The sequence below is a fragment of the Pedobacter petrophilus genome (assembly GCF_009674725.1).
Lineage (GTDB): Bacteria > Bacteroidota > Bacteroidia > Sphingobacteriales > Sphingobacteriaceae > Pedobacter > Pedobacter petrophilus.
Genome location: NZ_WKKH01000015.1, coordinates 25,845 through 50,982, shown reverse-complemented (window position 1 = coordinate 50,982; position 25,138 = coordinate 25,845). Strand labels below are relative to the sequence as shown.

Genomic DNA, 25,138 nt, shown 5'->3' with positions numbered 1-25,138 from the left:
GTGATGATGTATTGATGTAAAGGTTCAAGATATTGCGTGCAATTCACAACCCTTTGGAAACTGTTGGTGCATTAGACAGCTTAATTTCTATACATGCTATTGGTTTAACCCCTTGCACAATTACCAAATCACATTCTGCTCCTGTTTGCGTGCGATAAAAAAATAATTCGGTTTGTGCCGTTTTGAGTTGGGCAATTTGTTCAATTACATAGCCTTCCCAGGATGCACCTATTGCCGGGTGACCGTATAAGCTGTCGTAATCCTGAATATTTAATAACCGGTGTAAAATTCCGGTATCGCGTACATAGGTTTTAGGAGATTTTACCAGTCGTTTCTTTGCGTTCACATACCAGGGCTGCAAGCGCCTGATGAGGTAACCACCTTCCAGAAAATCAAGGTATCTGTTAACAGTTGGGGCACTTACACTTAACGATCTTGCGAAAGATTCTCCGTTAAAGAGATTTCCATTTAAATGCGCCAGCATACTCCAGAAATTTCTTAATAATTTAGGTGCTAACTCCACACCAAACATTTTTGCTAAATCCCGCTCTACATAACTTACAATAAAATCATCTATCCATTCTTTACTTGATTGATCGTTTTCTGATAAAAGTGACTCCGGAAATCCACCCCTAAACCAATGTTGCTCAAATGTTATTTCGTCAGGTAGTTCTGTTAAACCAATCGGACTAAGTTCATTATAAGAAATTCTGCCTGCTAAGGTTTCAGAGATGCCTTTTACTAATTCCGGCGAAGCCGACCCAAGAAGTATAAATCTGCCCGGGGTTCTTTTAGCATCAATTAATGGTCGCAATAAGGAAAATAATTCCGGGAGCAATTGTACTTCGTCAATAATCACAGTTTGATCCTGTAGGTTCTCTAAAAAAGTATAAGCATCTTCAAGCTTTGCGAGGTCTCTGGATTTTCCATATCCAGATAAATGTAATGTTCTTCCAGTTGCCTGGCTATCGTTGTTTTGCCAACCTGCCTGGGCCTTAATATGGCTATTGCCGGCGATTTTTTTAAACGAATGCACAATTGGGCAGCTAAATTTCTGATGATTAACATGTCACAAATACATACATTAACCTAGTAAATCGAAAGTTTAACTTTCGATTTACTAGGTTAATGTATGTTTAAGGTTTGTTAGAGCGCTTTTCGTATTTGAAGTATCCTGTAATTTAAGAATTTAAATGAGGGCTTGGTTTAAGAAATTTACCATATTACGTACTGATCAGGATGGTCTATGCTTTTTTATTAAGCCTCAGAAGGCAACTTTCCTGACTTTCTGCTGTTTAGTCTTTACAGTCGAAAACCGTATATTTGATATCCATGAAATTTAAGATCACATCAGAATATAAACCCACAGGAGATCAGCCTGGTGCCATAAAACAGTTGGTTGATGGTGTAAATGCTAACGAACATTATCAAACATTATTGGGGGTTACGGGATCTGGAAAAACCTTTACTGTTGCCAACGTAATTGAGCAAACACAAAAGCCAACACTCATCTTAAGTCACAATAAAACCCTTGCAGCACAGCTTTACGGTGAATTTAAAAATTTCTTTCCGGAAAATTCTGTTAATTATTTCGTTTCCTATTACGATTATTATCAACCGGAAGCCTTCATTGCATCAAGCAATACCTATATAGAAAAAGATTTAAGCATTAACGAAGAAATTGAAAAGCTTCGTTTGCGGACCACTTCATCTCTAATGAGTGGAAGACGAGATATCATTGTGGTTTCTTCTATCTCCTGCATTTATGGTATGGGAAATCCTGAAGATTTCTCCAAAATGGTTTTTCGTTTTGCTGTAGGCTTAAGAATCTCCAGAAATGCCTTTTTACATAGTCTGGTAGAGATTTTGTATTCAAGAACCACAACTGAATTTAAGCGTGGAACCTTTAGGGTGAAGGGCGATACCGTAGATATTTTCCCGGCTTATCTTGATCATGCTTATCGCATTTCTTTTTTTGGCGATGATATCGAAGAACTTTCTGCAATTGATCCGGTTTCTGGAAAAACGATTGAGAAACTCGAGAATATGGCTGTCTATCCAGCCAATCTTTTCGTTACGCCAAAAGATCGTTTTACTCAATCCATCTGGGGCATACAGGAAGAACTGGAGATTAGAAAAAACCAGCTCATTGCAGATAGACATTTGTTAGAAGCAAAGCGTTTAGAAGAACGTACTAATTTCGATATCGAGATGATGAAGGAGTTAGGCTATTGTTCCGGGATTGAAAATTATTCGCGTTTCTTTGATGGCAGAACACCTGGAATGCGCCCTTTCTGTCTTCTAGATTATTTTCCGGAAGATTATTTAATGGTGATTGATGAAAGCCATGTAACGGTTCCGCAAATCAGGGCCATGTATGGTGGCGATAGGTCAAGAAAATTATCATTGGTAGAATACGGTTTCCGTTTACCAGCTGCGCTGGATAACAGGCCGCTCAATTTCAATGAGTTCGAAGCACTGGCGCCGCAAACCATTTATGTAAGCGCAACGCCTGCAGAATATGAATTGGAAAAATCGGAAGGCGTAGTGGTTGAGCAGGTAATCCGCCCAACTGGTTTATTAGATCCGGTAATTGAAATCAGGCCGGCCATTAATCAGGTGGATGATCTTTTAGATGAAATTGACATCACCATTAAAGATGGCGGACGTATTTTGGTAACCACTTTAACCAAAAGAATGGCTGAAGAACTTACAAAATACCTTGACAGGCTAAACATTAAAACAAGATACATTCACTCAGAAATTAAAACGTTAGAACGTGTTGAAATTCTTCGTGGTCTGCGTTTAGGAGAGTTTGATGTACTGGTTGGCATTAACTTGTTGCGTGAGGGACTGGATTTGCCAGAAGTTACTTTAGTGGCTATTTTGGATGCCGATAAGGAGGGTTTCCTTCGTTCCGAAAAATCATTAATTCAAACCATTGGACGGGCGGCCCGTAATGATAAGGGTAGGGTAATTATGTATGCAGACGGAATAACAGATAGCATGGAAAAAACCATATCAGAAACCAATCGCCGCCGGGATATTCAGATTGCCTATAACCTGGAGCATGGTATCACACCGAAAACAGTAGGGAAATCTCGTGAAGCAATTTTGGAACAAACTTCTGTTTTAGACTTCTCACAAAAAGCAAGCGATAATAAAGCCAGGGCGTATGTAGAAAATGCCGAGATCAGTATAGCAGCCGATCCGATTGTTCAATATATGGGTAAAGGCGAGTTGCAGAAAGCAATAGACACCACCAAAAAAGATATGCAAAAAGCGGCAAAAGATATGGATTTCTTACAAGCTGCCAAGCTTAGAGATGAAATGTTCGCACTGGAGAAAATGTTCGCGGAGAAGTTTGGGAAATAAATAATATCAGGATAAATTTCTAATTTCTGGTAAAATGTAGAAATTTGCCAGGCACAATTACAGTATAATGAACGGACAAAACAGAAAAGATATTTATGCAGGATTAGAAGTAGGGATAATTTTAAAAAAAGATCAGCGGTCTGGAAATATTACCTACGGTATAGTAAAAGATTTGCTTACTTCGTCAGCTTTTCACTCGCGCGGAATAAAGGTGCGACTGGACGATGGACAAGTTGGCCGGGTGGCAGAGATTGTAGAAGATTAAAACTATATTCTGCTTACTTACGTTAATTATTTGTAATCAGAATGCAATCAAAGACGTAAAAAGTAACAAAATAAAATCTCATACGTCTATATTTGTAACAACAGTAATTAAAGAATGGGAATAATTAAATTCATTTTCATAGCAATATTGGTGCTTTGGCTTATCAGAATGTTGATTAAGTTAATATTACCTATGCTATTCAGTAACCTGGCAAGCAAAATGCAACAGCAGGCAAGCGGCCAGGCACAGCAGCAGCAAAGACGATCTAAACCAGAAGGTTCAGTATCGATAGATTACATGCCACCAAAACAAACGGGTAAAACTGATAAACTTGGCGATTTTGTAGACTACGAAGAAGTAAAATAATAGGAAGCCCTGAGCAATGTCTCGGGGTTTTTTCGTTTAGCATTTTTCGGCTTCAGCCTTAATCGTTTGGTTGCGTTCTATTAAAAGCTTTTTCATATACTTTTCCAGAATCAGCCAGGTTATGAATCTACCTAATATACCTGCCGGAGCAACAAATTCAAAGATATCTGTCATTTCCGTTTCAGTACCAGAAATTTTAAACAGGTGCTGGTGATGGAGTTTCTTAAACGGTCCGCTTACCATTTCATCAACGAAAAACTCAGGATATTTCATCTTCGTTATCCTTACCTTCATGGTGAAATCCATTTTAAAATGTTTGGCCTTCCAGGTTACGGTTTCATCATAAGTAATTAATCCAGACTGTCTGCCGGCAATAGCTTCTTCTCCCGATGATTGCATGGATTGCAGGTGTAAATCAATGTTTCTGGAAAGATCAAAGCATATTTCTATCGGTGCAGTAATAAATGTTTTTAAAACTATGATCGCCATCTTTTTAAATCCTTAAACTTAAAATATCGTGTACGGCTTCCTCTATTTTACCATACTGGAATTGAAAACCATTATCCAGTAGAATGGCAGGCTTAACCCATCTGCTTTTTAAAATAAGTTCAGTTTCTGTGCCGATAATTTTTGCACCTATGGCAAGTAACCAGGTGGGCGTAGGCAGGCCAAATGGAATTCCATAACCTTTTCTAATGGTTTGCATCAATACCTCATTAGTAACTGCATTTGGAGCTGTACAATTTATTACGCCATTTATCTCTTCATGATTGAGCAGCCATTCAATGGTATGAATCGCATCTTGCTCATGTACCCAATTTACATATTGTTTCCCGTCTCCCTGTCTCCCACCCAGGCCAAACTTAACCAGGTTTAAGAGCCTCGGGAAAGCACCGTCTGCCCTGCCCAATACAATGCCCATCCTTAAGGCAATCTTTCTGGTTTTAGGCAACTCATTTTCAAAAAAGCTATCCTCCCATGCTTTACAAACATCTATTGAAAAGCCATATCCAATATCACCGGTATATTCATCCTGAGCATGATCTTCCGCATGGCGATAAATGGTGGCAGAAGTCATATTAATCCATAATTTCGGAGGTACAATTAAACCTTCGATCGCCTTTCCAAGCAAGCGGGTAGGTACAACTCGTGAATTAATGATCTCTTCCTGGTTTTTAGGAGTGTAGCGACAGTTTACATTTTTGCCACAAAGGTTAATCAGCAAATCTGCATTTTCAAGTTCGCTAACCCAGTTATCCGCTGTTTTTCCATCCCAGGCAATGGTTCTTATATTACCATTTTGTGCTTTCTGTTTTCTGGCTAATATAATTACCTCTTTCGCCCGACTACTGAAATGTTTTGCCAACAAGCTGCCCAGATATCCGTTTCCTCCGGCCAGAATAATTTTTTGATCAGTCATAATATTAAATGCTAAAGATTAAAGCTAAAACAAGCAGACGGTAAATAGCCCAGGTAATGGTCATTAACCAGCCCAATTGCAACAATCTGGTTCTGCGTATATGTTCCAAAAACATAAGTCCGGCCACCATTAAAAAGTAAAGAATATATATAACCGGATGAAGATTAATCATATTATTCACAATCAACGCCACAATAAGTAAAATAGATCCGGCAAATGAGATCGTCATCATGTTTCCGAGATAGTCCCATAGTTTGTCTCTTTTATAGTAGAAAATAATTACTCCCTGAAAGATCATCTGACCGCTACAAATCAAGTATTCCCTGTACGCGCCGCCTAACGGAACATATCTAGTGAGCAAATGGGCATAAACCGTAAGAATGTAAGCGGTAACCAACCCGGTAAACAAGAGGTAAGCAATGCGATAAGTTAATTTAAATGTTGGCTGAATCCTGCCTGGTTTTGCTTTTGCTGGAATAATCACTTTCCGGTTGTAAGATATAAAAGCATAAACTTTAGCCATAAAATAGAGAAATGGCTTAAAGGCAAATAACGGTGCGAATACCGGCATTGCATTTCCTATTATTTTGAAAAGACTTTTGATGCCATAAGTCACTTCACCATTTTCTGTATTTACCATAGCAATTTCATTTGCCGCGCGTTGCCGATCTATTAGCGGACAAATTTGTGGAGGAATTTGTTGATAAGGTTCGCGGCCGTTTTCTGGCAACATGCCTGTGCTAACCAATGCCTTAGTATATAACAGGCACATTGGGCACTCTTCATCAAATAAAATTACATGGTTTTGAAGCATTTTCATTTTTTTAGTATTTATACTTTCAGTAATAAATGAAAGTTACGGTTAAAAAATAAAGCCATATAAAGTATAAGGCTCAAGGTTTAAGTTGATAATGGGTCTTTATACTAGACAACCATATGCTTGCTCCTTATTTGAAAACTTTTAAAATAGATCCCCAAAACCAGTTTTCTTCTGCTTTGAGCATGGTTTCGAGTGTTTTATCTACATTGTTGGCCAGTTTATTAATATCTGCAATCGATTTTTTGAAAGTAATCAATTCAGGGTCCTTCTCATTTCCGGTAACGGCTGATAATTCGTTTAATACTTTTAATACAGGCTCTAGCTCTCTTTTCTTACGTTCTTTAGCAACCTGACGGGCAATGTTCCAAACATCTTTATCAGCAAAAAAGTATTCTTTGCGTTCACCAGCTTTATGTTGTTTTTCTATCAGGCCCCAGCCAATTAAGTCTCTTAAGGTCATATTTGCATTTCCTCTCGAAATGCTTAAATTTTCCATAATTTCCTCAGTGGTTAGGGCTTCTGGCGAGATCAATAACAAAGCATGCACCTGCGCCATGGTTCGGTTAATTCCCCATTCTGAACCAATTTTTCCCCAGGCTTCAATAAATTTTAATTTTGCTGCTGCTAATTCCATAAACAAATATAATTATTTTTTTAAACTTTCAAAAATTATTGAAAGTTTATTTATTTTGTTTTGTGTATTTTAATTAGGTTACGAATAGGCAATGACAATTTGCTGAAATAACTAATTTGAAGAATACCGTTTTTCGTTTTTAATTTGATCGGCAACGCCTAAAATATTATCGCTCCCTTTAAGTCCTTTATATATTTCCGCTAACGAAGGATCAAAATATACGGCCGTTTTTAAAAGTGGCAGGGCAAGCTTCGGATCAAACATTGTTCCCGGTGCAAAACCCGGCTCATTATTTTTGGCCCGTTCACGGTCGAACTTTACAGTAGTGTTTACGTACTCCTCGTGTTGTTTCTCCCCTTTTACATACGGCAAAAGCCAGTCTACAGACTTCTTAATGGAAGAACCTTTTGAAGATTGATAAGTATAGAAGTTATTGCCTTCGCCACGGTTGATCATGATGGCAAGCTTAAGTAAAGGTTCCAGATCATAGAGGTGATAATGCATGGCGTCTCTTTGCTTAAAATCCAAACTTGTACCGTCGGGATATAAATTAATGTTGATGTGACTTTTAAGATTTTCAATAGCCCAGGTGATGAACTCACGGTTATTCAACACATAGCCAATTTCACCAACTTCTTTTAACCGGTGGGCATTCCAGTTATTAATTGCGGTACCTTTTCCAGGTTTCATCCGCTTGCTATTTATTTCTGCCAGGGCTGTTTCGGTTAACCAATTGTTGATCATTCTTTGTTCAGCAATAGGAATTTCCGTTTTGATCAGGTCGTAAGCTTCGATGGCCTTATCCAGGTTGGTGTCGTCTATCGGATCTCCATTTGAGTGATTGATTTTCGCCCATGCACTTAAAAATTTTACACATTTGTTAAGAAAAATTTGATCATTGGTCAACCTGTATTGTATCGCCAAAGCAAACATTTTATTCATATCTGCCAAAGCCAGCTTTGTTTTTTCTTTTCTGGGATCTCCTTTCAGCAGACCCTCTGTGCGGATAGTGTCAATAGGATTTGGAAGATCATTCAGGTAAACAGAAACAGATTTTTGAAAGGCCAGATAGGCTTTTTTTGCAGGTGGGCTATTTTCGATTTCCACTTTTAGCGCTTTGATTTCTCCTTCATTTAAACTAACAATTTGAGCTTTAGTTATCGAATAGGGAATCAATAGCAGTAGTGCGAAAACAAACTTTCTCATAATAAACGGGTTGAATTAGGCTTTGTATTATGCAAAACTAATTTTTATTCTGCTCACATTTAATTTATTCCTTTTTTATACCGCCCAATTTTTTATTTTTGACATTCGTTTAAACTTAAACAAACCTTAATGAATAACTGGTTTAATAAAAATGGTGTCCACCTGGCCATTATAGCAATTTTTGTAGTCATTACATTTGCCTACTTCAGTCCTGTTTTACAGGGTAAAGCACCACAGCAGGGCGATGTTTTGCAGGCGAAAGCGATGCAGAAAGAAATCATGGATGTAAAAGAGGCCACTGGTAAAGGTCCGCTATGGACAAATCAGATGTTCGGAGGGATGCCGGCCTATCAAATTTGGGTTCAATATCCATTAAACATTACAACCTATGGTATCGATATCATTAAGGGGGTATTTCCTGATCCTGTTGGAACGGTAATTCTATATTTACTAGGTGCCTATCTGCTTTTTTGCGTACTTAAAATTAATCCCTGGCTTGCAGCAGCCGGCGCAATAGCTTTTGGATTTACTTCCTATAATTTTATTATTATCGCTGCGGGTCATAGCAATAAGGCTTTAGCGATTGGTTTTTTTGCGCCTATTTTAGCCGCTATCATTTTAACTTTGAGAGGAAGATATTTAGTTGGAGGAAGTCTTTTAGCCTTGTTTATGGCTTTAGAAATTCGTTCGAACCATATCCAAATGACTTACTATCTTTTCATCGCCTTGTTCATTTTGGCTTGTATTGAATTGTACCATGCATTTAAAGCAAAGCAATTGGCTGGTTTTGGTAAATCTATTGCTTTTATTGTAGGCGGGATTATATTAGCAGTGTTAGTAAATGCAGGTACTTTATGGACAACCTATGAGTATGGAAAAGAAACCATTCGTGGAAAATCGAACCTGACAACTGATAAGGCCGAGCCTGCAAATGGGTTAGATAAGGAATATGCTTACCAATGGAGCCAGGGTGTTGGAGAAAGTTTCTCATTCCTGATTCCAAATATTTATGGTGGAGCAAGTAGTATTGATGAGATGATCAAACCTGAAAGCAATACCTATAAAGCTGTAGAAAAAAATCTTCAAGGTGTTGATCCGCGACAAGTGATTGGCTATGTAGCCCAAAATTTAAATACAAACCAATATTGGGGAAATAAACCCGGCACTTCAGGCCCATACTATTTTGGAGCAATTATTTGCTTGCTATTTGTATTTGGCTTATTCATTGTTCAACACCGTTGGAAATGGTGGATTTTGGGAAGTAGCATTTTGCTGTTGTTCCTTTCATTCGGACAAAACTTTCCGTTAATTTCTGATCTTTTCTTTGATTACCTGCCAATGTATAATAAGTTCAGGGCAGTTGAATCAATTTTAGCAGTTGTAGGTTTATTGGTTCCGTTATTGGCGGTTTTAGCTGTTAAGGAAGCTCAGGATGGGAAGTACGATCAAAAATATTTAGTAAAGAGATTAACATGGTCGGCAGGGATTACTGGTGGTTTATCGTTAATCATCGCCATTATGCCAACAGCATTCTTCAGTTTTACTCAATCAAACCAAGCTCAGGTTGTTGATGCCCTAACGCAGGCATTGCAGAACAATAGAGGTGCTGCAATGGAAATCATCAATGGAGTTGTTGCAGATCGTGTATCACTTGCCCGTGCTGATGCCTTGCGTACCTTGTTATTTATCGCAGTTGGTTTCGGTTTAACCTGGGCCTTCATTACCAAAAAAATGAATATGCAGCTGGTTTTTGGCTTATTGGCCCTGTTTGTTTTAGTTGATTTATGGCAGGTTGATCGGCGCTATTTAAACAATCAAAATTTTGTAAGCAAATCTGATTTGAAAGATCATTACAAAGCAAGAGATGTAGATAATTTTATTTCTGCAGATAAAGATCCAAACTTTAGGGTTTTCGATTTATCGCTTGGCGATCCGTTCAAAAGTGCAGAAACATCCTATTTCCACAAAACAGTTGGCGGTTTCCATTCGGCAAGGTTAAAACGTTTTCAGGAGCTGGTTGATAATCAATTAACCAAAAGCATCAATCAGGATGTATTGGATATGTTAAATACCAAATATATCATCACTCAGGATCCACAGAACGGATCGTATAAAATGCAACGGAACCCGACCGCCGCCGGGAATGCCTGGTTTGTGGAAAGCATTCAGTTTGTGAAAAATTCTGATGAAGAAATGAAAGCCATTAGTAGTTTCGATGCTAAGAAAGAAGCGATTGTAGATGAAAGCTATAAAGCATTGGTAGACAGCAAAATTTTAGGTACCGGACAGGAAGGTTTTATCAAATTAACCGACTATAAACCTGAGCATTTAACTTACGAGTATTCAACAGCTAAAGAAGTTGTTGCTGTTTTCTCTGAAATTTATTATAACAAAGGCTGGAAAATGTATATTGATGGTGTAGAGAAGCCATATTTCAGGGCAGACTACGTTTTGCGTGCAGCGAAACTGGAAGCAGGTAACCATAAACTTGAATTTATTTTCCACCCAACATCATATTATGCAGGTGAAAATATTTCTCTTGCCGGCTCAATCATTTTAGTAGCAGCTTTAGGATTTGGGATTTATGCTGAAAACAAAAAGAAAAAACAAGCAGTAAAAGCATAGTATCAATCAATAGTATTATAAACCCATAGGCATGACGCTTATGGGTTTTTTTATGGATTATAGATTTTAACATAAATTATCATTTCGAAGAATAATTTAACAATGGCGTAACATTTGTTTGATAAACAGCATCTTATCTTTATCATGTTAAATCAGATGATATGTTAGAATCACTTTTCGCCATATGCCTGCTTATTGGTGTACTTTATTTTTTCAGCCCATTTGAGGTAAAACTCGATGAGGAAGAAGACTGGTAGCAACATCCCTTTCAGCCTAAACTGCTTTTCTGAAGCGGTGCTAAATCCGTTCCCCCTAAATTTTATTTTATGGAAAAAAGAAATATTGATGTCGTCGTGATTTCCGATGTGCATTTAGGCACCTATGGCTGCCATGCAAAAGAGCTTTTAAAATATCTAAAAAGCATCAGGCCAAAAACATTAATCTTAAATGGCGATATCATAGACATCTGGCAATTCAGTAAAAGCTATTGGCCTGAGTCGCACATGAAGGTAATCCGTAAACTGATGAAATTTGTCTCTGAAGGCGTGCAGGTTCATTACCTTACCGGAAACCATGATGAAATGCTTCGTAAATTCGATGGTATGGAAATGGGTACGTTTCATCTCCAGAATAAGCTAATTATGGAATTAGATGGGAAAAAGGCCTGGTTCTTTCATGGCGATATTTTTGACGTTACCATGCAGCATTCCAAGTGGCTGGCAAAAATGGGTGCCGTTGGTTATGATACCCTCATCCTGATCAATAGTTTCGTAAACTGGGTGCTCACTGCTTTCGGACGGGAAAAGATGAGTTTCTCCAAAAAAATAAAAGCCAGGTTTAAAGACGCGGTAAAGTTTATCAATAGCTTTGAACAAACAGCGGCAGAACTGGCAATTGAAAAAGGCTATCAATATGTTGTTTGCGGGCATATTCACCAGGCAGAGCAACGGGAAATCACGATGGAAAATGGTATGGTCACTTATCTGAATAGTGGCGACTGGGTTGAAAGTTTAACCGCGCTGGAATATCAAAATCAAAACTGGACTATCTTCAAATACGACCATAAAGACTTTATTAAAGACGAAACAGATGAAGGAATTCTTTCTGATGGCGAAGATTTAAAGCGTAAACTGGATATAAATGTTCTTTTACAAAGTATAAAGTATGAAATTGCTCAATAATTTTGAGATATTCGGCACTAAATGAAAATACTTTACGCAATTCAGGGAACTGGAAACGGGCACATCAGCAGGGCAAGGGAAATCATTCCTTTGCTTCAGAAATACGGGGAACTGGATATTTTAGTGAGCGGAACTCAGGCCGATGTTAAACTTAGTCAGCCCGTAAAATACCAGTTGCATGGTTTCAGCTTCATTTTTGGCAAGAAAGGTGGTGTAGATCATTTTAAAACCTGGTTAAGTATGAATCTTTTCCGGTTTAGGAAGGATATGAAACAGCTTCAATTAAAGGACTATAACCTGATTGTGAATGATTTTGAGCCTGTAAGTGCCTGGGCTTGCAAACTTCAGGGCATAGAATGTATTTCACTAAGTCACCAGGCTGCATTTAAATCCAAAAAAGTTCCCCGTCCAAAAACTTTAGACTGGGGTAAACTCATTTTAAGTCGCTATGCGCCAACTAAATACCATATTGGTTTTCATTTCGACCGGTACGATACCTTTATTCACACCCCTGTAATCAGGTCTGAAATCAGGGCAATGAAGCCGGAGAATTTGGGCCATTACACGGTTTATTTGCCAGCCGTTGATGACAAAAGATTAGTACAGCTTTTTATCCAATTGCCGGAAGTAAAATGGCAGGTGTTTTCGAAGCACATTAGTGAAGCTTATCAGGAAGGAAATGTATCTGTTGAGCCGGTAAATAATGAAAAATTTAACAAAAGCCTTGCTACTTGCGAAGGTTTATTTACCGGAGGCGGCTTTGAAGGGCCATCTGAAGCACTTTATCTAAAGAAAAAATTACTTGTTGCACCTATGCGTTTCCAGTTTGAGCAGCAATGTAACGCCTATGCTTTAAAGCAGTTTGGCATCCCCGTAATATGGGGAAGTACGGGCAACTGGCTGCCGATTATTAAAGATTGGGTTGCAAATCCTCAGAAACATGAATTTGATTTCCCGGATGAAACTGCCCGGATTATTGATGATATGGTAAAAAAGTACGCGAGGGTGTAATCTGAATAATCCTTTGGTTTGATAGCCAGTGGATTATCAGCCATCGGATGAATACCGGCAGCATTTTATATTCATCCGATGACTATTAGGTTGGAATGCATTCGATAGCGCATTTAACATTCGGTGTTATGATCAGTCATCGGATAAATACTTGCATCATTGTTATATTCATCCGATGACTATTCACATTACTCATGCAACTGCTATCGCTACTCTGAAATTATTTTCTTTACTTTGCTTGCTCTTTAAAAAGGCATGATTAATCAGTTTAGAAAGCTAAATCCTATTAACCTCATTTTATTATTGGCGTACACATTTTTTATGCGTATTGCCATATTCTATGAGTTGCCGAGTCAGCTGAATTTTGATTTCCTCGAGCCATTTGCCAGATTATTGATTAACGTTGATTTGGATAATGCACTTTCCCCGGCCAGCAACATCTTTTTTGCTGCTACACTCGTTTTCATTCAGGCATTAATTTTTAACCGGGTAATTAATAACCATAATTTACTGGCGAAGCCCAACTTCCTGCCGGGTTTAATGTATGTTACCGGAACAAGCCTGTTTATGCCATTCATGGTGCTAAATCCAGCGTTAATTACCAATTTTCTGCTTATCTGGGTAATTGATAAATTTCTGAAGCTGAATAAAAGTGCAAATTCCATCACCACTGTTTTTGATATCGGAATGATCATAGGTGTGGGAACGCTCATTTATTTTCCTTTTATGGCCATGTTGCTCATGATCTTTTTGGCGCTTTTACTTTTCAGGTCATTCGACTGGCGGGAGTGGGTAGCAGGTATTGTAGGATTTATTTTGATTTTCTTTTTTCTTGCGGTGTTTTATTATTGGAATGATAATATTGTTTCCTTTTACCAGATTTGGCGGCCGCTGGGAAGTAAGTTCCCATCCGTTTTTAAAATAAATTATAACGATTACCTGGTTTTGATCCCCGTAACGGTGATTATTATTCTGGCTTCATTGCAACTTCGCGAAAACTTTTTCAGGAGTTTCATTAGTACCCGAAAAGGATTCCAGCTATTATTCTTTATGTTTATTGTTGCAGGGGCGAGTTTTTACCTTAAACCTAGTTTTCGTACCTGGCATTTTCTGCTTTGTGTGCCTCCGGGAGCAGTGTTATTGGCCTATTATTTTAGCAATGCTAAGGTTCGTTGGTTCTATGAAACATTGTTCGTTTTATTTGTCCTATCCGTACAATATTTTCTTTTTGTTTAACCTTTTTTAACAAAAAACTAGAGCGAAACTTGACAAAGATTAATAGCTTTGTGGCATAAAGTTTCGCATTAAAGCTTTTAAGGTTTTAATCTGTTGGATAAGGGAATGAGTTTCATATCAGAAAATAATCGCATAATTAGCGTCTTATATGCATAGATTAACTATTGATATTGGTAACTCGTCTGCAAAGGTTGCGGTTTTTGATAATCGTGAAATGATTCATCATCTTCGCTTGCTTAAGTTGGGAATTATCGATCTGGCACATTTGATCGATAAATTTTCGCCTGAAAAAGCAATCATTAGTAGTGTAAATCAGGAAATTGCACCATTAGCGGAATTTTTAAAAAAGCGTACCAGGTATACCCGATTTACAACTGCATTAACAAACGGAGTGACGAATCGATACCAAACTCCAAATACATTAGGGCTAGACAGATGGGCCGCAATTTTGGGCGCCAACGGTTTATTTGGTGGATCAGCTTGCCTGGTTGTAGATGCCGGGACCTGTATTACCTATGATTTGCTGACCGGGAAAAATGAATATTTTGGTGGAAGTATCAGTCCGGGGATAAAAATGCGTTTTAAATCCATGCATGAATATACCGGAAGGTTGCCCCTGGTTGATTGGGATCCAAACGAGGATATTCCTGAAGGTGTTGATACGCTTTCGGCCATAAAAAACGGAGTATTACAGGGAACAATAAATGAAATTGAAGGGTATATCGCCTTAAATAATAAAAAAGAAAGTGCTTTAAAGGTGATAATTACGGGTGGCGACGCTAATTTTTTGTATAAGCAATTACAAAACAGCATCTTTGCCCCTCAAATTATAAAAGATCCCTACTTGGTATTAAAAGGATTAAATGAAGCTATTGCAGATTAAAATGTACAAAAGAATAAATTATATTGCAGCCATACTCGTTCTAGTTTGTGGTTTAGGTGCTCAGGCACAGGTTACCACATCATCTCCTTATTCCAGATATGGTCTTGGAAATATAAAGGGTTCATTGCTTCCTCAGCTTAGGGCAATGGGTGGAATTTCTACCGCTGTGAATAAAGTAACCGGGTTCAATTATATTAATATGCAAAATCCGGCATCATACTCTGGTATTACTTTAACCACCATCGATATTGGGATGAGTGCAAGTTTAACCAGCTTATCCCGCAATAATTTATCTGAGTCTAGTTTCAACTCTACGTTTAGCCACCTGGCTTTTGCCATACCGGTAAGTAGAAAATCGGCCATCAGTTTTGGTATTCTACCTTATTCAGATCTTGGATATTCCTATAGAAACAGCGTTAAGATCGATACGCTATCAGTTGATCGGCTTTATGAAGGTGAAGGTGGTTTATCAAAAGCATATTTTGGTTATGGACACCGTTTCGGAGATCATTTGAGAATTGGTGGTAACGTTGAGTATATCTTCGGAAATTTACAAACTACCAGAGCAACGGAGTACAATGCTTTAGGTGCAATTAACGCAAAACTCCAAAATAAAAACAGCGTTGGTGGTTTAAATTATTCATACGGAATTCAGTACGATTTCAATCTGGGAGCTAAAACGCTTTTAACGCTGGGATACTCCGGAAGTTCTGCTGCTAAAATCAACTCTGAGCAAAGTGCTTTCGCAATACAATATACCAGGGCTTTAGATGGAACCGAAAATTTAGCCAGTGATACTTTAAATGTAATCAATAGAGGCAAATCTGATTTGAAGCTACCGCTATCTCACAACTTCGGAATTTCCATTCAACAGAATGATAAATGGTTAATTGGTGCAGATTTTAGAATGAGCAAATGGGCTGCAACAAGCATCAACAATGTAAACTCAGGTTTGCAGGATAGTTGGGGAGCATCATTAGGTGGGCAATGGACACCCGATTACACCTCATACAATAGTTACATGAAGCGTATTGATTACCGTTTGGGTGTAAGTTACGATAAGACTTATATCAAAATAGGCAATCAGGATATTAAACAAATGGGCGCATCGCTGGGATTTGGCTTCCCGCTTCCTACAGCAAATGCCGGTTCAGCATTTTATAAAATCAACTTTACTACCGAATTTGGTCAAAGAGGAACTTTAACAAACAATCTGGTTAAGGAACAATACATTAATTTCCACCTTGGCTTTACCCTTAACGATACCTGGTTCCGTAGATACAGGGTAGATTAATGAAATTAAAAACTTTTTTATATGGTTTGATGCTCGGGTTACCGCTATTTCTGGCAGCCTGTGGAGAAGACGACCTAAAAAAAGCAACCGCGATTTCAGCGAAGAAGATCACTTTTACCCGCGACCGGACTTTAGGGGTAGAAATCATTTATAGCGACTCGGCCAGGGTAAAAGCAAAAGGTACGGCACCAATCATGGATAAGGTTACGCCATCCAGCGGTACCGGATACGAAGAAATGATTAAAGGGGTTAATATAGATTTCTTTAATCCCAATGGCACCATCAGTGGAAATCTGGTGTGTGATTATGCGGTTAGAAAAGAAGAAATCAAGCAAACCATATTCAGGAAACATGTTGTTGTCAAAAACGATAAAGGTGATACTTTTTCTTCTGAAGAATTAATCTGGGATGAAGCTAAAAAGATCTTTTATTCTACCCAAAGGGTTTTTGTGAAAGGTGTAGATGGCAGTATCGGCGATGGGATTAACTTTAAAGCGCCTCAGGACTTCAGTACCTATGAAATGGAAACCGGAAGCGGTCAGCTAAATATGCAGGAAGGCATTGCGCCGTAGAGCGTGAAGGGATTTTGAATTTTGAATGAGTGAATTTTGAATGGGTGAGTTTTGAATGAGTGAATTTTGAAGGAGTGAATTTTGAATGAAAGAATGAGTGAGTTTTGAATTATCTAAAACGCTTATTTTTATTTTTTTCTATTCTCCGGATTTACCATTTTCAATTTCCTTCCTACCTATTTCTCCCTTCTCTAATCCCTGTTTCCCTCCTCCTATTTACTTAAAAATTAAACACTTGATAAATAAAATTTTGTGTTTTCTTTTTTAAGGCAAATTTGTATCTTGCGCCCTCTTAAAAAAAACTAAATAAATTTATAAAGTACAATATGGGATTAATGACATTTTTGCGTAACCGTGCGGGCTATATCCTGGTCTTCGCTATAGGTTTTGCAATTGTTGCATTTTTAGTAGGTGATGCAATTAACGTGGGTAAACCTTTCTGGTCAGCAAACCAAAAGGTAGTAGGTTCTGTAGACGGGAATGACATCAGCATTGATGACTTCCAGCCAAAAGTAGATCAAAGCTTAAATCAATTCAAACAACAATACGGTGGAAGTTTAAATCCGCAGATGACTGCCATGGCAGTAGACCAGGCCTGGAATGCAGAACTTGGGAAAGTATTGTTAACCAAAGAATATGAGCGCTTAGGCCTTACGGTTTCTGAAGATGAATTGTTAGATCTTTTGCAAGGTCAAAATCCAAGTCCATTAATCAAGCAATACTTTGCAAATCCTCAAACAGGACAAGTGGATCGTGCAACGCTGATGAACTTCTTAAAATCTAAAGAACCTCAGGCACTTCAGCAGTCTACGATGTTGCAGCAGGAAGTTACCAATCAGGCATTGCAGACTAAATATTCAAACTTAATCCGCAATTCTGTATATGTAACTTCGTTAGAGGCTACAGATGAGTACACCAACCGCAACAAACTGGCTAACTTCAAATATGTAAGCTTAGACTATACCAGTGTTCCGGATGCATCTGTAAAATTAACTGATGCAGATTATTCTGAATATTATGATCAAAATAAAGCGCGTTTTAACAATCCTCAGGAAAACCGTTCTTTCGACTATGTAACCTTCAGCATCAGTCCTACTGCGGCTGATATGGCAGCAGTTAAAGCACAGATCGAGAAAATTGCAGCAGACTTCAAAGTGGCTAAGAATGATTCTCTTTTTGCGGCAATCAACTCGGAGGTTAAAGTTCCATTTACTTATTTAACCAAAGGTAAATTAGATCCTGCAGTAGATTCGGCAGTTTTTGCATTACCTGCAGGCAGTTTTTATGGTCCGGTTTTATCTAACAACTCTTATAAATTAGTTAAAGTTGTAGATACCCGTTTCTCTCCAGACTCGGTTAAAGCCAGTCATATTTTAATTGATCCGGCTAAAATTGGCGGTGAAGATAAAGCAGTGAAATTAGCAGATTCATTAAAAGCATTAATTGCAAATGGTGGTAACTTCGCTCAACTGGCTCAAACTTACAGTGTGGATGGTTCTAAAGATAAAGGTGGAGAGTTAGGTACTTTCGCCCGTGGTGCCATGGTTCCTGAATTTGAAAATGCAGTGTTCGAAGGAAAAGCCGGTGATATTAAAGTTGTTAAATCTCAGTTCGGCGTACACGTTATCAAAATAGAGAAACAAATTGGTTCATCTAAAGTAGCTAAGCTGGCCTATATTGAGAAAGCTTTAACGGCCAGTAGTAAAACTCAGGCCACAGCTTATAAAGCGGCCAGCAGTTTCTTAAATGATGTAAAAGGAAAAGACTTCGCAGCTTATGCAAAGCAAAAAGGACTTAAAGTTGCTGTGGCTGATAAAATAGCACCAACCCAGGGTTTCGCGCCAGGTTTAGATAACCCACGTAAATTAATTCAGGATGCTTATGCGGCAGATCAGGGTGATGTTTTACCGGAAATCTACACCATGACTAACGCTTACGTTATTGCGCATTTAACTGATATTAAACCAAAGGGTACTTTAACATTAGCACAAGTTAAAAAGGAAATTGAACCAATGGTTCGCAATGCCGTAAAAGCTAAAACTTTAAAAGAGAAATTTAACAGTGCCGGTAAAGCAGGTTTAGCACAAATTGCTTCGAAACTTGGCCGTACGGTAAACCCGGTTCAAAACATCGTTTTTGCTAATCCTATTATCCCGGGCATTGCTCAGGAAAATAAACTGGTAGGAAGCGTATTCGGTTCTCAGCTAGGTAAAGTTTCTGCGCCAATAGATGGAGATCGTGGTGTTTATGTGTTCACTGTTGATGGATTTACCAATCCGGCGCCAATTGCGAACATGTTTAAACAAAAAGAAGGAATGCTTTTAAGCTTAGGCCAGCGTTCTTTACAATCCGCTTTCCAGGCATTACAGGATAATGCGAAGATAAAAGACAATCGTGTGAAATTCTATTAATTAGAAATTACGTAATTTTGTAACCGTTCCGATGTTTAACCGGAACGGTTTTTTTATTTTTAGGCCATGGAGATTCAAGAAAATATCGTTAATAAAGTTGCCAATAGTGGATTAATCACTTTAAATCTGGAAGACTTTTATCATAAAGGTGAAAGAGTACTTTATGATATTAAGGATAATCTTTTTCACGGACTAATGTTAAGGGAAAAGGATTTCAGGGCATTTATAAAAGACCACGACTGGGCGCAATATCAGGGTAAAAACGTAGCCATTATCTGTTCTGCTGATGCCATTGTGCCAACCTGGGCTTATATGCTTTTGACCAATAGAATTAAACCTTATGCTAATGAAGTGGTGTTTGGCGGGTTAGATACTTTGGAAGCAGTAATGTTTGCAAAAGCGTTGTCAAAGATTAATCCGACTGATTATGCAAATGAGCGTGTAGTGGTAAAAGGTTGCGGTGATATCGATATTCCGGTATCTGCATATGTAGAAGTAACGAATCTGCTCACGCCGGTAGTGAAGAGTATCATGTTCGGCGAGCCCTGCTCAACGGTTCCTGTATTCAAAAGAAAAGATTAAATTGGTTTGCTTTTTGTATATCTTTCCTAAAGATTCTTCACGTTAAGTATGATCATGATGAATCTACACCACAGACACAATAAGCAATGAGACGAATATTATTAAGCATCTCGGCAATTTTTTTAACATTGGCGGGTTTTTCACAACAGTTACCCTTAAAGAAAGATGCTGTTTTTCAGGAAGGTGAGGTATTGCAGTACCGGCTCAGGTACGGATTTATTACCGCAGCAGAAGCTACTATAAAAGTAACCAACTCTGATCTTAAGTTCGATAACAGGCCAACTTACCGCCTTTCTGTTGATGCACAGACTTCCGGTACGTTTGATGTTTTCTACAAAATCAGGGATCGTTATGATTCCTATATCGATAAGACCGATCTGCTGCCGTATTTTTATCAGGAAAATATCAGGGAGTCGAGTTATAAAAGGCAGGATAAGGCACGCTTTAATCAAGACGGTAAGAAGGTTGTTTCCAACCGGGGTACATTCACTACACCCACTACGCAAACATTCGATTTGGTTTCTGCCTATTATTTCGCCAGGAGTTTAGATGTAAGCAAGATGAAGGTAGGTGATACTTTTAAACTTAATTATTTTCTACAGGATGAAATTTCTGCCCTGCAGGTAGAATACGTTGGGAAAGAAACCATCAAAAGTAAATTGGGAAATATCCGTTGCTTAAAATTCAGTCCGTCTATTAAGCCGGGTCGGATTTTTAAGAAGGATAGCCGCCTTTACCTCTGGGTAACTGATGATGGAAACCGCGTGCCGGTAAAGGCGCAGGTAGAAATATTGGTAGGGGCTGTAACCATGGAGTTAAAATCAGCCGCAGGCTTAAAATATGCTTTGGCAAAAGAATAATGATGATAGAAGTTGAACAGGTGCTGGTGCACGAAGATGTTTTGAAAGAGAATTTTGTTTGTAATCTGAGCAAATGTAAAGGGATTTGTTGTGTAGAAGGTGATTCTGGCGCACCGTTAGACCATGATGAAACCGCTATCCTGGAAGAGATTTACCCAAAAATCAAACACCTTTTAAACGAAAAGGGCATTAAAGCCATTGAAGAACAGGGTGCTTATGTAATAGACGAAGATGGCGATTTGACAACTCCCTGTGTAGATAAAAATAAAGAATGTGCTTATGTGCTTTTTGAAGGAGGCATTACTAAATGTGCCATTGAAAAAGCTTATGAGCAAGGAATTGTGGAATGGCAAAAGCCTATCTCCTGTCATTTGTACCCGATCCGCATCACTAAATATCCAGAATTCGATGTATTGAATTACGATCGCTGGCACATCTGCCATGATGCCTGTACCTTCGGGAGAGAGTTAAAAGTTCCTGTTTATAGCTTTTTAAAGGGACCGCTGATTAGAAAGTACGGTGAAGAATGGTATAAGGAACTGGAAAGTTCTGTGGCAGCAATGTAATTAAGCGTTACCTCGGGAATCAAAGCTTCATCAGCATTTATTTTATTATGCAGGCATATATATGCCTTAAAATGCGACTATCCTGCAATAGGACAGCAATTGAACATGGCGAGGCCCCTGGGTATCATCCGTTCAAGGTGGTACATCCATTATTTTGTTGTTTACTCAATATTATCTAACAGCGTGCGTTTATGTAATGAACCGTGCTAAGTTTTAACCTCTGAATTCCATAGATTATCGACTTAAGTTGTTTAATTGTAATAACTATGTTATTTTAGCCGATTGTAAACAATTAATAACTGTGAAAAAAATTCTAATCACCGGTGGGGCAGGCTTTATTGGCTCTCATGTAGTACGTCGATTCGTTAAAAACTACCCGAGTTACGAAATCGTAAACCTGGATAAGCTTACCTACGCAGGTAATCTGGCAAATTTAACTGATGTTGAAAATGAACCTAACTATCGTTTTGTAAAAGATGATATCACTGATGCTGTCGCTATGAGTGACTTATTTCAGAAAGAAAACTTCGATGCGGTTATTCACCTGGCAGCAGAAAGTCACGTAGACCGTTCCATCACCGATCCGACTGCTTTTGTCATGACCAATGTGATTGGCACCGTTAATTTATTGAATGCGGCACGCGAACACTGGAAAGGCGCATATGACCAAAAACGTTTTTATCATGTGAGTACAGATGAAGTGTATGGTGCGCTTGGTGAAGAAGGCATGTTTACTGAAACTACTGCTTACGATCCACATAGCCCGTATTCTGCTTCAAAAGCAAGTTCTGATCATTTTGTTCGGGCCTATCACGATACTTATGGAATGGATTGTGTCATTTCCAATTGCTCCAATAACTATGGTTCACACCACTTTCCTGAAAAACTGATTCCGTTAGCCATTAATAATATCAAAAATAACAAACCCGTTCCGGTTTATGGAAAGGGTGAAAATATTCGTGACTGGTTATGGGTGGAAGATCATGCCAGGGCGATTGATGTCATTTTTCATCAATCTAAAACCGGCGATACTTATAACATTGGCGGCCATAACGAATGGAAAAATATTGATCTGATCAATTTGCTTTGCGAAATCATGGATGAGAAGTTAGGTCGTGAAAAAGGCGAATCAGCAAAACTGATTACCTATGTAACTGATCGCGCCGGACATGATTTACGTTATGCCATCGATTCTACCAAACTTCAAAATCAGTTAGATTGGGTACCAAGCTTACAGTTTGAAGAAGGATTAGCGAAAACGGTAGACTGGTATCTTCAAAATGAAGAATGGTTAAATAATGTCACTTCAGGCAATTATCAGTCTTATTACGATAAACAGTACAGCGAAAAATAATGGAAATTGAACAAACAGGTTTAAAAGACTGTATTATCATTAAGCCACGGGTTTTCGATGATCCAAGGGGATACTTCTTTGAGAGTTTCAATAAACAGACATTTGAAGAGAAAACCGGATTATCTGGTGAATTCGTTCAGGACAATCAGTCTTATTCATCCTATGGTGTAATCAGGGGGCTACATGCCCAAACCGGTGCGTTTGCACAAGCAAAACTGGTACGCGTAACCAAAGGTGAAGTTTTAGATGTTGCGGTAGATGTACGTCCGGGTTCGCCAACTTATGGCAAACATGTTGCCGTGCGGCTAAGTGCGGAGAACAAATTGCAATTGTACATTCCAAGAGGTTTTGTACATGGCTTCTCGGTGTTGAGTGAAACTGCTGAATTTCTCTACAAATGCGACAACTTTTTTAACAAAGCGTCTGAAACTGGCGTTATTTATAACGACACTGATTTAAATATTGACTGGTTAATTCCTGCAGACCAGCAATCTGTATCCGATAAAGATCTTTTATTAAAACCTTTCGCAGCACTTAACCATGGGTAAAATATTAGTAATTGGTGCAGGCGGACAGCTTGGACAATGCCTGAAAACAGTAGCTACGAGACGCAGCATCGCAGACATTGTATTTCCATCAGAAACTGATGCGAATATTTTAAATCAAGCAGGTCTTGAAACTTTATTAGCCAAAGAACAACCGGCCTTCGTTATTAACTGTGCTGCTTACACGGCAGTAGATAAAGCAGAAGATGAGGTAGCGCTGGCCAGGGCGGTGAACGAAACCGGTGCTGCAAATCTGGCAATCGCCTGCGCAGCTCATGGCGCCGCATTAATACATGTTTCTACCGATTTCGTATTTGAAGGAAACGAGGTGAAACTTCTGGTGGAGGATGATATTGCAAATCCAATTAATGTATATGGTCAAACCAAACTTGACGGAGAAAAAGCAGTAATTGCTTTATTAAAAGAACATTTCATTCTTCGTACCAGCTGGCTGTATTCTGAATATGCCAATAACTTTGTTAAAACCATGCTGAAGTTAGGTGCAGACCGGGATGAATTAAACATTATTGCAGATCAGGTTGGTACACCAACGTACGCCATTGATTTGGCCAATGCTATTTTTGATATCATCGCAGCTGATTCTGTTGCTTTCGGCGTTTACCATTACAGTAACGAAGGCGTAACATCGTGGTTTGATTTTGCAAAAGCTATTTTTGATATCAGTGAGACCAATGTGAAAGCCAATCCAATTCCGGGATCTGCTTATCCAACAAAAGCAGCAAGACCTGCGTTTTCCGTAATGGACAAAAGCAAAATAAAAAATACGTTTAAACTTACTATTCCCTATTGGAGAGACAGTTTAGTGGCGTGTATAGCAAAATTGCAGTAAACAGTTTTCAGTTGACAATTAACAGTTGGCGATGGAACATAAGAATGAATGGATAATTATTGAGAAATAAGTGGCAGTCATGACTAATCACTACTGAACAAATAAACTAATGACAAAAATATGAAAGGTATAATTCTTGCCGGCGGAAGCGGGACGCGTTTGCATCCATTAACGCTCGCCTGTAGCAAACAAATGATGCCGGTTTATGATAAACCGATGATTTACTACCCGCTATCTACTTTAATGTTAGCCGGGATTAAAGAAGTTTTAATCATTTCTACCCCACATGATCTTCCTAATTTTGAAAAGTTATTGGGTGATGGCTCTGCAATAGGCTGTAAATTAAGTTATGCGGTACAAGCTGAACCTAACGGATTGGCGCAAGCCTTTGTAATTGGTGAAGAATTTATTGGTAAAGATAAGGTTGCACTGGTTCTTGGTGATAATATCTTTCACGGAGATGGCATGGCAAAACTGCTGCAAGCCAGCTCAGATCCGGATGGCGGGGTTGTTTTTGCTTACCAGGTTTCAGATCCGGAGCGCTATGGTGTAGTCGAATTTGATGCCAATAAGAAAGCCATCTCAATTGAAGAGAAACCTGTTTCCCCAAAATCTGATTACGCGGTTCCGGGATTATATTTCTACGACAATGAAGTGGTTGAAATTGCTAAAAATATCAAACCATCTCCACGTGGTGAATATGAAATCACTGATATCAACCGGATATATCTGGAACGTGGCAAATTACAGGTAGGGGTTTTAAGTCGTGGTACTGCCTGGTTAGATACCGGTACCTTTACATCATTAATGCAGGCGGGCCAGTTTGTGCAGATTATAGAGGAGCGTCAGGGCTTAAAGATTGGATGTATTGAAGAAATTGCCTATCGTATGGGCTTTATCAATGCCGAACAACTTAAAGCAATCGCAACGCCTTTGGTAAAGAGCGGATATGGTTCTTACCTGTTGAAACAGATTAAATAACAATGAATTCTTATCAGCCATTTAAATGGATGATGACACTTTAGTATAGTAAAAGAGCCTGGCACCTGCCAGGCTCTTTTACTATACAACGGTACTGTCTA

The 25,138-nt window shown here is 38.6% G+C and carries 24 protein-coding genes; 18 read left to right on the top strand and 6 right to left on the bottom strand.

Annotated elements, in window-relative coordinates; all coding sequences use genetic code 11:
* Positions 1 to 43: 43 nt before the first annotated feature.
* On the bottom strand, positions 44 to 1,036 hold the full coding sequence (locus tag GJU39_RS11575) for a DUF4143 domain-containing protein (RefSeq protein ID WP_154280960.1): 993 nt from the start codon (positions 1,034 to 1,036) through the stop codon (positions 44 to 46).
* Positions 1,037 to 1,332: 296 nt separating this feature from the next.
* Here GJU39_RS11575 and uvrB point away from each other — a divergent pair, with 296 nt between their 5' ends.
* From uvrB to GJU39_RS11560, 3 genes are all read left to right on the top strand, one after another.
* Entirely contained in the window at positions 1,333 to 3,375 is a 2,043-nt protein-coding gene (gene uvrB / locus GJU39_RS11570) for an excinuclease ABC subunit UvrB (protein ID WP_154280959.1), read from the top strand.
* Between the two features lie 67 nt (positions 3,376 to 3,442).
* Positions 3,443 to 3,640 carry a YwbE family protein gene (locus tag GJU39_RS11565; protein ID WP_154280958.1) on the top strand — a complete coding sequence of 66 codons (198 nt, stop codon included), beginning with the start codon at positions 3,443 to 3,445 and terminating at the stop codon, positions 3,638 to 3,640.
* A 114-nt stretch (positions 3,641 to 3,754) separates the two neighbouring features.
* On the top strand, positions 3,755 to 4,006 hold the full coding sequence (locus GJU39_RS11560) for a DUF4834 family protein (RefSeq protein ID WP_154280957.1): 252 nt from the start codon (positions 3,755 to 3,757) through the stop codon (positions 4,004 to 4,006).
* 36 nt (positions 4,007 to 4,042) lie between these two features.
* On the opposite strand, the gene GJU39_RS11555 is transcribed toward GJU39_RS11560, so the two are convergent.
* The 5 genes from GJU39_RS11555 to GJU39_RS11535 all read right to left on the bottom strand — a co-directional run bounded on the left by GJU39_RS11555 (position 4,043) and on the right by GJU39_RS11535 (position 8,086).
* Positions 4,043 to 4,495, bottom strand: coding sequence for an SRPBCC family protein (locus GJU39_RS11555; RefSeq protein ID WP_154280956.1), 453 nt, complete (start codon positions 4,493 to 4,495; stop codon positions 4,043 to 4,045).
* A gap of 4 nt (positions 4,496 to 4,499) precedes the next feature.
* Complete coding sequence (locus GJU39_RS11550; protein ID WP_154280955.1) at positions 4,500 to 5,426, bottom strand: TIGR01777 family oxidoreductase; 927 nt, start codon at positions 5,424 to 5,426, stop codon at positions 4,500 to 4,502.
* 4 nt (positions 5,427 to 5,430) lie between these two features.
* Positions 5,431 to 6,246 (bottom strand): DUF393 domain-containing protein, encoded by an 816-nt coding sequence (locus GJU39_RS11545; RefSeq protein WP_154280954.1) that lies wholly within the window; start codon positions 6,244 to 6,246, stop codon positions 5,431 to 5,433.
* Between the two features lie 127 nt (positions 6,247 to 6,373).
* A complete protein-coding gene (locus GJU39_RS11540) occupies positions 6,374 to 6,880 on the bottom strand; it encodes a GbsR/MarR family transcriptional regulator (RefSeq protein WP_154280953.1) in 507 nt (168 codons plus the stop codon).
* Positions 6,881 to 6,991: 111 nt separating this feature from the next.
* On the bottom strand, positions 6,992 to 8,086 hold the full coding sequence (locus tag GJU39_RS11535; RefSeq protein WP_154280952.1) for an alginate lyase family protein: 1,095 nt from the start codon (positions 8,084 to 8,086) through the stop codon (positions 6,992 to 6,994).
* A gap of 129 nt (positions 8,087 to 8,215) precedes the next feature.
* Between GJU39_RS11535 and GJU39_RS11530 the strand changes: the two genes are divergently transcribed.
* From GJU39_RS11530 to rfbA, 15 genes are all read left to right on the top strand, one after another.
* Positions 8,216 to 10,711, top strand: a complete 2,496-nt coding sequence (locus GJU39_RS11530) for a YfhO family protein (RefSeq protein ID WP_154280951.1) — start codon at positions 8,216 to 8,218, stop codon at positions 10,709 to 10,711.
* 326 nt (positions 10,712 to 11,037) lie between these two features.
* On the top strand, positions 11,038 to 11,892 hold the full coding sequence (locus tag GJU39_RS11525) for a UDP-2,3-diacylglucosamine diphosphatase (RefSeq protein ID WP_154280950.1): 855 nt from the start codon (positions 11,038 to 11,040) through the stop codon (positions 11,890 to 11,892).
* 21 nt (positions 11,893 to 11,913) lie between these two features.
* Entirely contained in the window at positions 11,914 to 12,903 is a 990-nt protein-coding gene (locus tag GJU39_RS11520) for a glycosyltransferase family protein (RefSeq protein WP_154280949.1), read from the top strand.
* 255 nt (positions 12,904 to 13,158) lie between these two features.
* Positions 13,159 to 14,139: a DUF6427 family protein gene (locus GJU39_RS11515; RefSeq protein WP_154280948.1), complete on the top strand. Its 981-nt coding sequence runs from the start codon at positions 13,159 to 13,161 to the stop codon at positions 14,137 to 14,139.
* A gap of 148 nt (positions 14,140 to 14,287) precedes the next feature.
* Positions 14,288 to 15,022 carry a type III pantothenate kinase gene (locus GJU39_RS11510; protein ID WP_154280947.1) on the top strand — a complete coding sequence of 245 codons (735 nt, stop codon included), beginning with the start codon at positions 14,288 to 14,290 and terminating at the stop codon, positions 15,020 to 15,022.
* Between the two features lies 1 nt (position 15,023).
* Entirely contained in the window at positions 15,024 to 16,316 is a 1,293-nt protein-coding gene (locus tag GJU39_RS11505) for a porin family protein (protein ID WP_245227820.1), read from the top strand.
* The gene (locus GJU39_RS11500; RefSeq protein WP_154280945.1) at positions 16,316 to 16,888 is read left to right on the top strand and encodes an LptA/OstA family protein; all 573 of its coding nucleotides are present in this window, start codon (positions 16,316 to 16,318) and stop codon (positions 16,886 to 16,888) included. The genes GJU39_RS11505 and GJU39_RS11500 overlap by 1 nt, the downstream gene beginning before the upstream one ends.
* Positions 16,889 to 17,214: 326 nt before the next feature.
* The gene (locus GJU39_RS11495; RefSeq protein WP_154280944.1) at positions 17,215 to 19,299 is read left to right on the top strand and encodes a peptidylprolyl isomerase; all 2,085 of its coding nucleotides are present in this window, start codon (positions 17,215 to 17,217) and stop codon (positions 19,297 to 19,299) included.
* 66 nt (positions 19,300 to 19,365) lie between these two features.
* On the top strand, positions 19,366 to 19,881 hold the full coding sequence (locus tag GJU39_RS11490) for a DUF2480 family protein (protein ID WP_154280943.1): 516 nt from the start codon (positions 19,366 to 19,368) through the stop codon (positions 19,879 to 19,881).
* Positions 19,882 to 19,967: 86 nt separating this feature from the next.
* Positions 19,968 to 20,741 (top strand): DUF3108 domain-containing protein, encoded by a 774-nt coding sequence (locus tag GJU39_RS11485; RefSeq protein ID WP_154280942.1) that lies wholly within the window; start codon positions 19,968 to 19,970, stop codon positions 20,739 to 20,741.
* A 2-nt stretch (positions 20,742 to 20,743) separates the two neighbouring features.
* On the top strand, positions 20,744 to 21,307 hold the full coding sequence (locus tag GJU39_RS11480; protein WP_154281019.1) for a DUF3109 family protein: 564 nt from the start codon (positions 20,744 to 20,746) through the stop codon (positions 21,305 to 21,307).
* Positions 21,308 to 21,608: 301 nt separating this feature from the next.
* Complete coding sequence (gene rfbB, locus GJU39_RS11475) at positions 21,609 to 22,661, top strand: dTDP-glucose 4,6-dehydratase (protein ID WP_342448203.1); 1,053 nt, start codon at positions 21,609 to 21,611, stop codon at positions 22,659 to 22,661.
* A complete protein-coding gene (gene rfbC / locus GJU39_RS11470; protein ID WP_154280940.1) occupies positions 22,661 to 23,209 on the top strand; it encodes a dTDP-4-dehydrorhamnose 3,5-epimerase in 549 nt (182 codons plus the stop codon). Before rfbB ends, rfbC begins: the two co-directional genes overlap by 1 nt.
* The gene (rfbD, locus tag GJU39_RS11465) at positions 23,202 to 24,056 is read left to right on the top strand and encodes a dTDP-4-dehydrorhamnose reductase (RefSeq protein ID WP_154280939.1); all 855 of its coding nucleotides are present in this window, start codon (positions 23,202 to 23,204) and stop codon (positions 24,054 to 24,056) included. Before rfbC ends, rfbD begins: the two co-directional genes overlap by 8 nt.
* A 120-nt stretch (positions 24,057 to 24,176) precedes the next feature.
* Positions 24,177 to 25,037, top strand: coding sequence for a glucose-1-phosphate thymidylyltransferase RfbA (rfbA, locus tag GJU39_RS11460; RefSeq protein WP_154280938.1), 861 nt, complete (start codon positions 24,177 to 24,179; stop codon positions 25,035 to 25,037).
* Positions 25,038 to 25,138 lie beyond the last annotated feature (101 nt).

Coding starts and splice junctions, on each gene's coding strand:
- GJU39_RS11515 (WP_154280948.1), top strand. CDS start 13,159: ATGATTAATCAGTTTAGAAAGCTAAATCCTATTAACCTCATTTTATTA.
- GJU39_RS11505 (WP_245227820.1), top strand. CDS start 15,024: ATGTACAAAAGAATAAATTATATTGCAGCCATACTCGTTCTAGTTTGT.
- rfbC (WP_154280940.1), top strand. CDS start 22,661: ATGGAAATTGAACAAACAGGTTTAAAAGACTGTATTATCATTAAGCCA.
- GJU39_RS11555 (WP_154280956.1), bottom strand. CDS start 4,495: ATGGCGATCATAGTTTTAAAAACATTTATTACTGCACCGATAGAAATA.
- GJU39_RS11530 (WP_154280951.1), top strand. CDS start 8,216: ATGAATAACTGGTTTAATAAAAATGGTGTCCACCTGGCCATTATAGCA.
- rfbA (WP_154280938.1), top strand. CDS start 24,177: ATGAAAGGTATAATTCTTGCCGGCGGAAGCGGGACGCGTTTGCATCCA.
- GJU39_RS11540 (WP_154280953.1), bottom strand. CDS start 6,880: ATGGAATTAGCAGCAGCAAAATTAAAATTTATTGAAGCCTGGGGAAAA.
- GJU39_RS11500 (WP_154280945.1), top strand. CDS start 16,316: ATGAAATTAAAAACTTTTTTATATGGTTTGATGCTCGGGTTACCGCTA.
- GJU39_RS11510 (WP_154280947.1), top strand. CDS start 14,288: ATGCATAGATTAACTATTGATATTGGTAACTCGTCTGCAAAGGTTGCG.
- rfbD (WP_154280939.1), top strand. CDS start 23,202: ATGGGTAAAATATTAGTAATTGGTGCAGGCGGACAGCTTGGACAATGC.
- GJU39_RS11520 (WP_154280949.1), top strand. CDS start 11,914: ATGAAAATACTTTACGCAATTCAGGGAACTGGAAACGGGCACATCAGC.
- GJU39_RS11525 (WP_154280950.1), top strand. CDS start 11,038: ATGGAAAAAAGAAATATTGATGTCGTCGTGATTTCCGATGTGCATTTA.
- GJU39_RS11485 (WP_154280942.1), top strand. CDS start 19,968: ATGAGACGAATATTATTAAGCATCTCGGCAATTTTTTTAACATTGGCG.
- GJU39_RS11545 (WP_154280954.1), bottom strand. CDS start 6,246: ATGAAAATGCTTCAAAACCATGTAATTTTATTTGATGAAGAGTGCCCA.
- GJU39_RS11550 (WP_154280955.1), bottom strand. CDS start 5,426: ATGACTGATCAAAAAATTATTCTGGCCGGAGGAAACGGATATCTGGGC.
- GJU39_RS11535 (WP_154280952.1), bottom strand. CDS start 8,086: ATGAGAAAGTTTGTTTTCGCACTACTGCTATTGATTCCCTATTCGATA.
- GJU39_RS11565 (WP_154280958.1), top strand. CDS start 3,443: ATGAACGGACAAAACAGAAAAGATATTTATGCAGGATTAGAAGTAGGG.
- GJU39_RS11480 (WP_154281019.1), top strand. CDS start 20,744: ATGATAGAAGTTGAACAGGTGCTGGTGCACGAAGATGTTTTGAAAGAG.
- GJU39_RS11560 (WP_154280957.1), top strand. CDS start 3,755: ATGGGAATAATTAAATTCATTTTCATAGCAATATTGGTGCTTTGGCTT.
- GJU39_RS11490 (WP_154280943.1), top strand. CDS start 19,366: ATGGAGATTCAAGAAAATATCGTTAATAAAGTTGCCAATAGTGGATTA.
- uvrB (WP_154280959.1), top strand. CDS start 1,333: ATGAAATTTAAGATCACATCAGAATATAAACCCACAGGAGATCAGCCT.
- GJU39_RS11495 (WP_154280944.1), top strand. CDS start 17,215: ATGGGATTAATGACATTTTTGCGTAACCGTGCGGGCTATATCCTGGTC.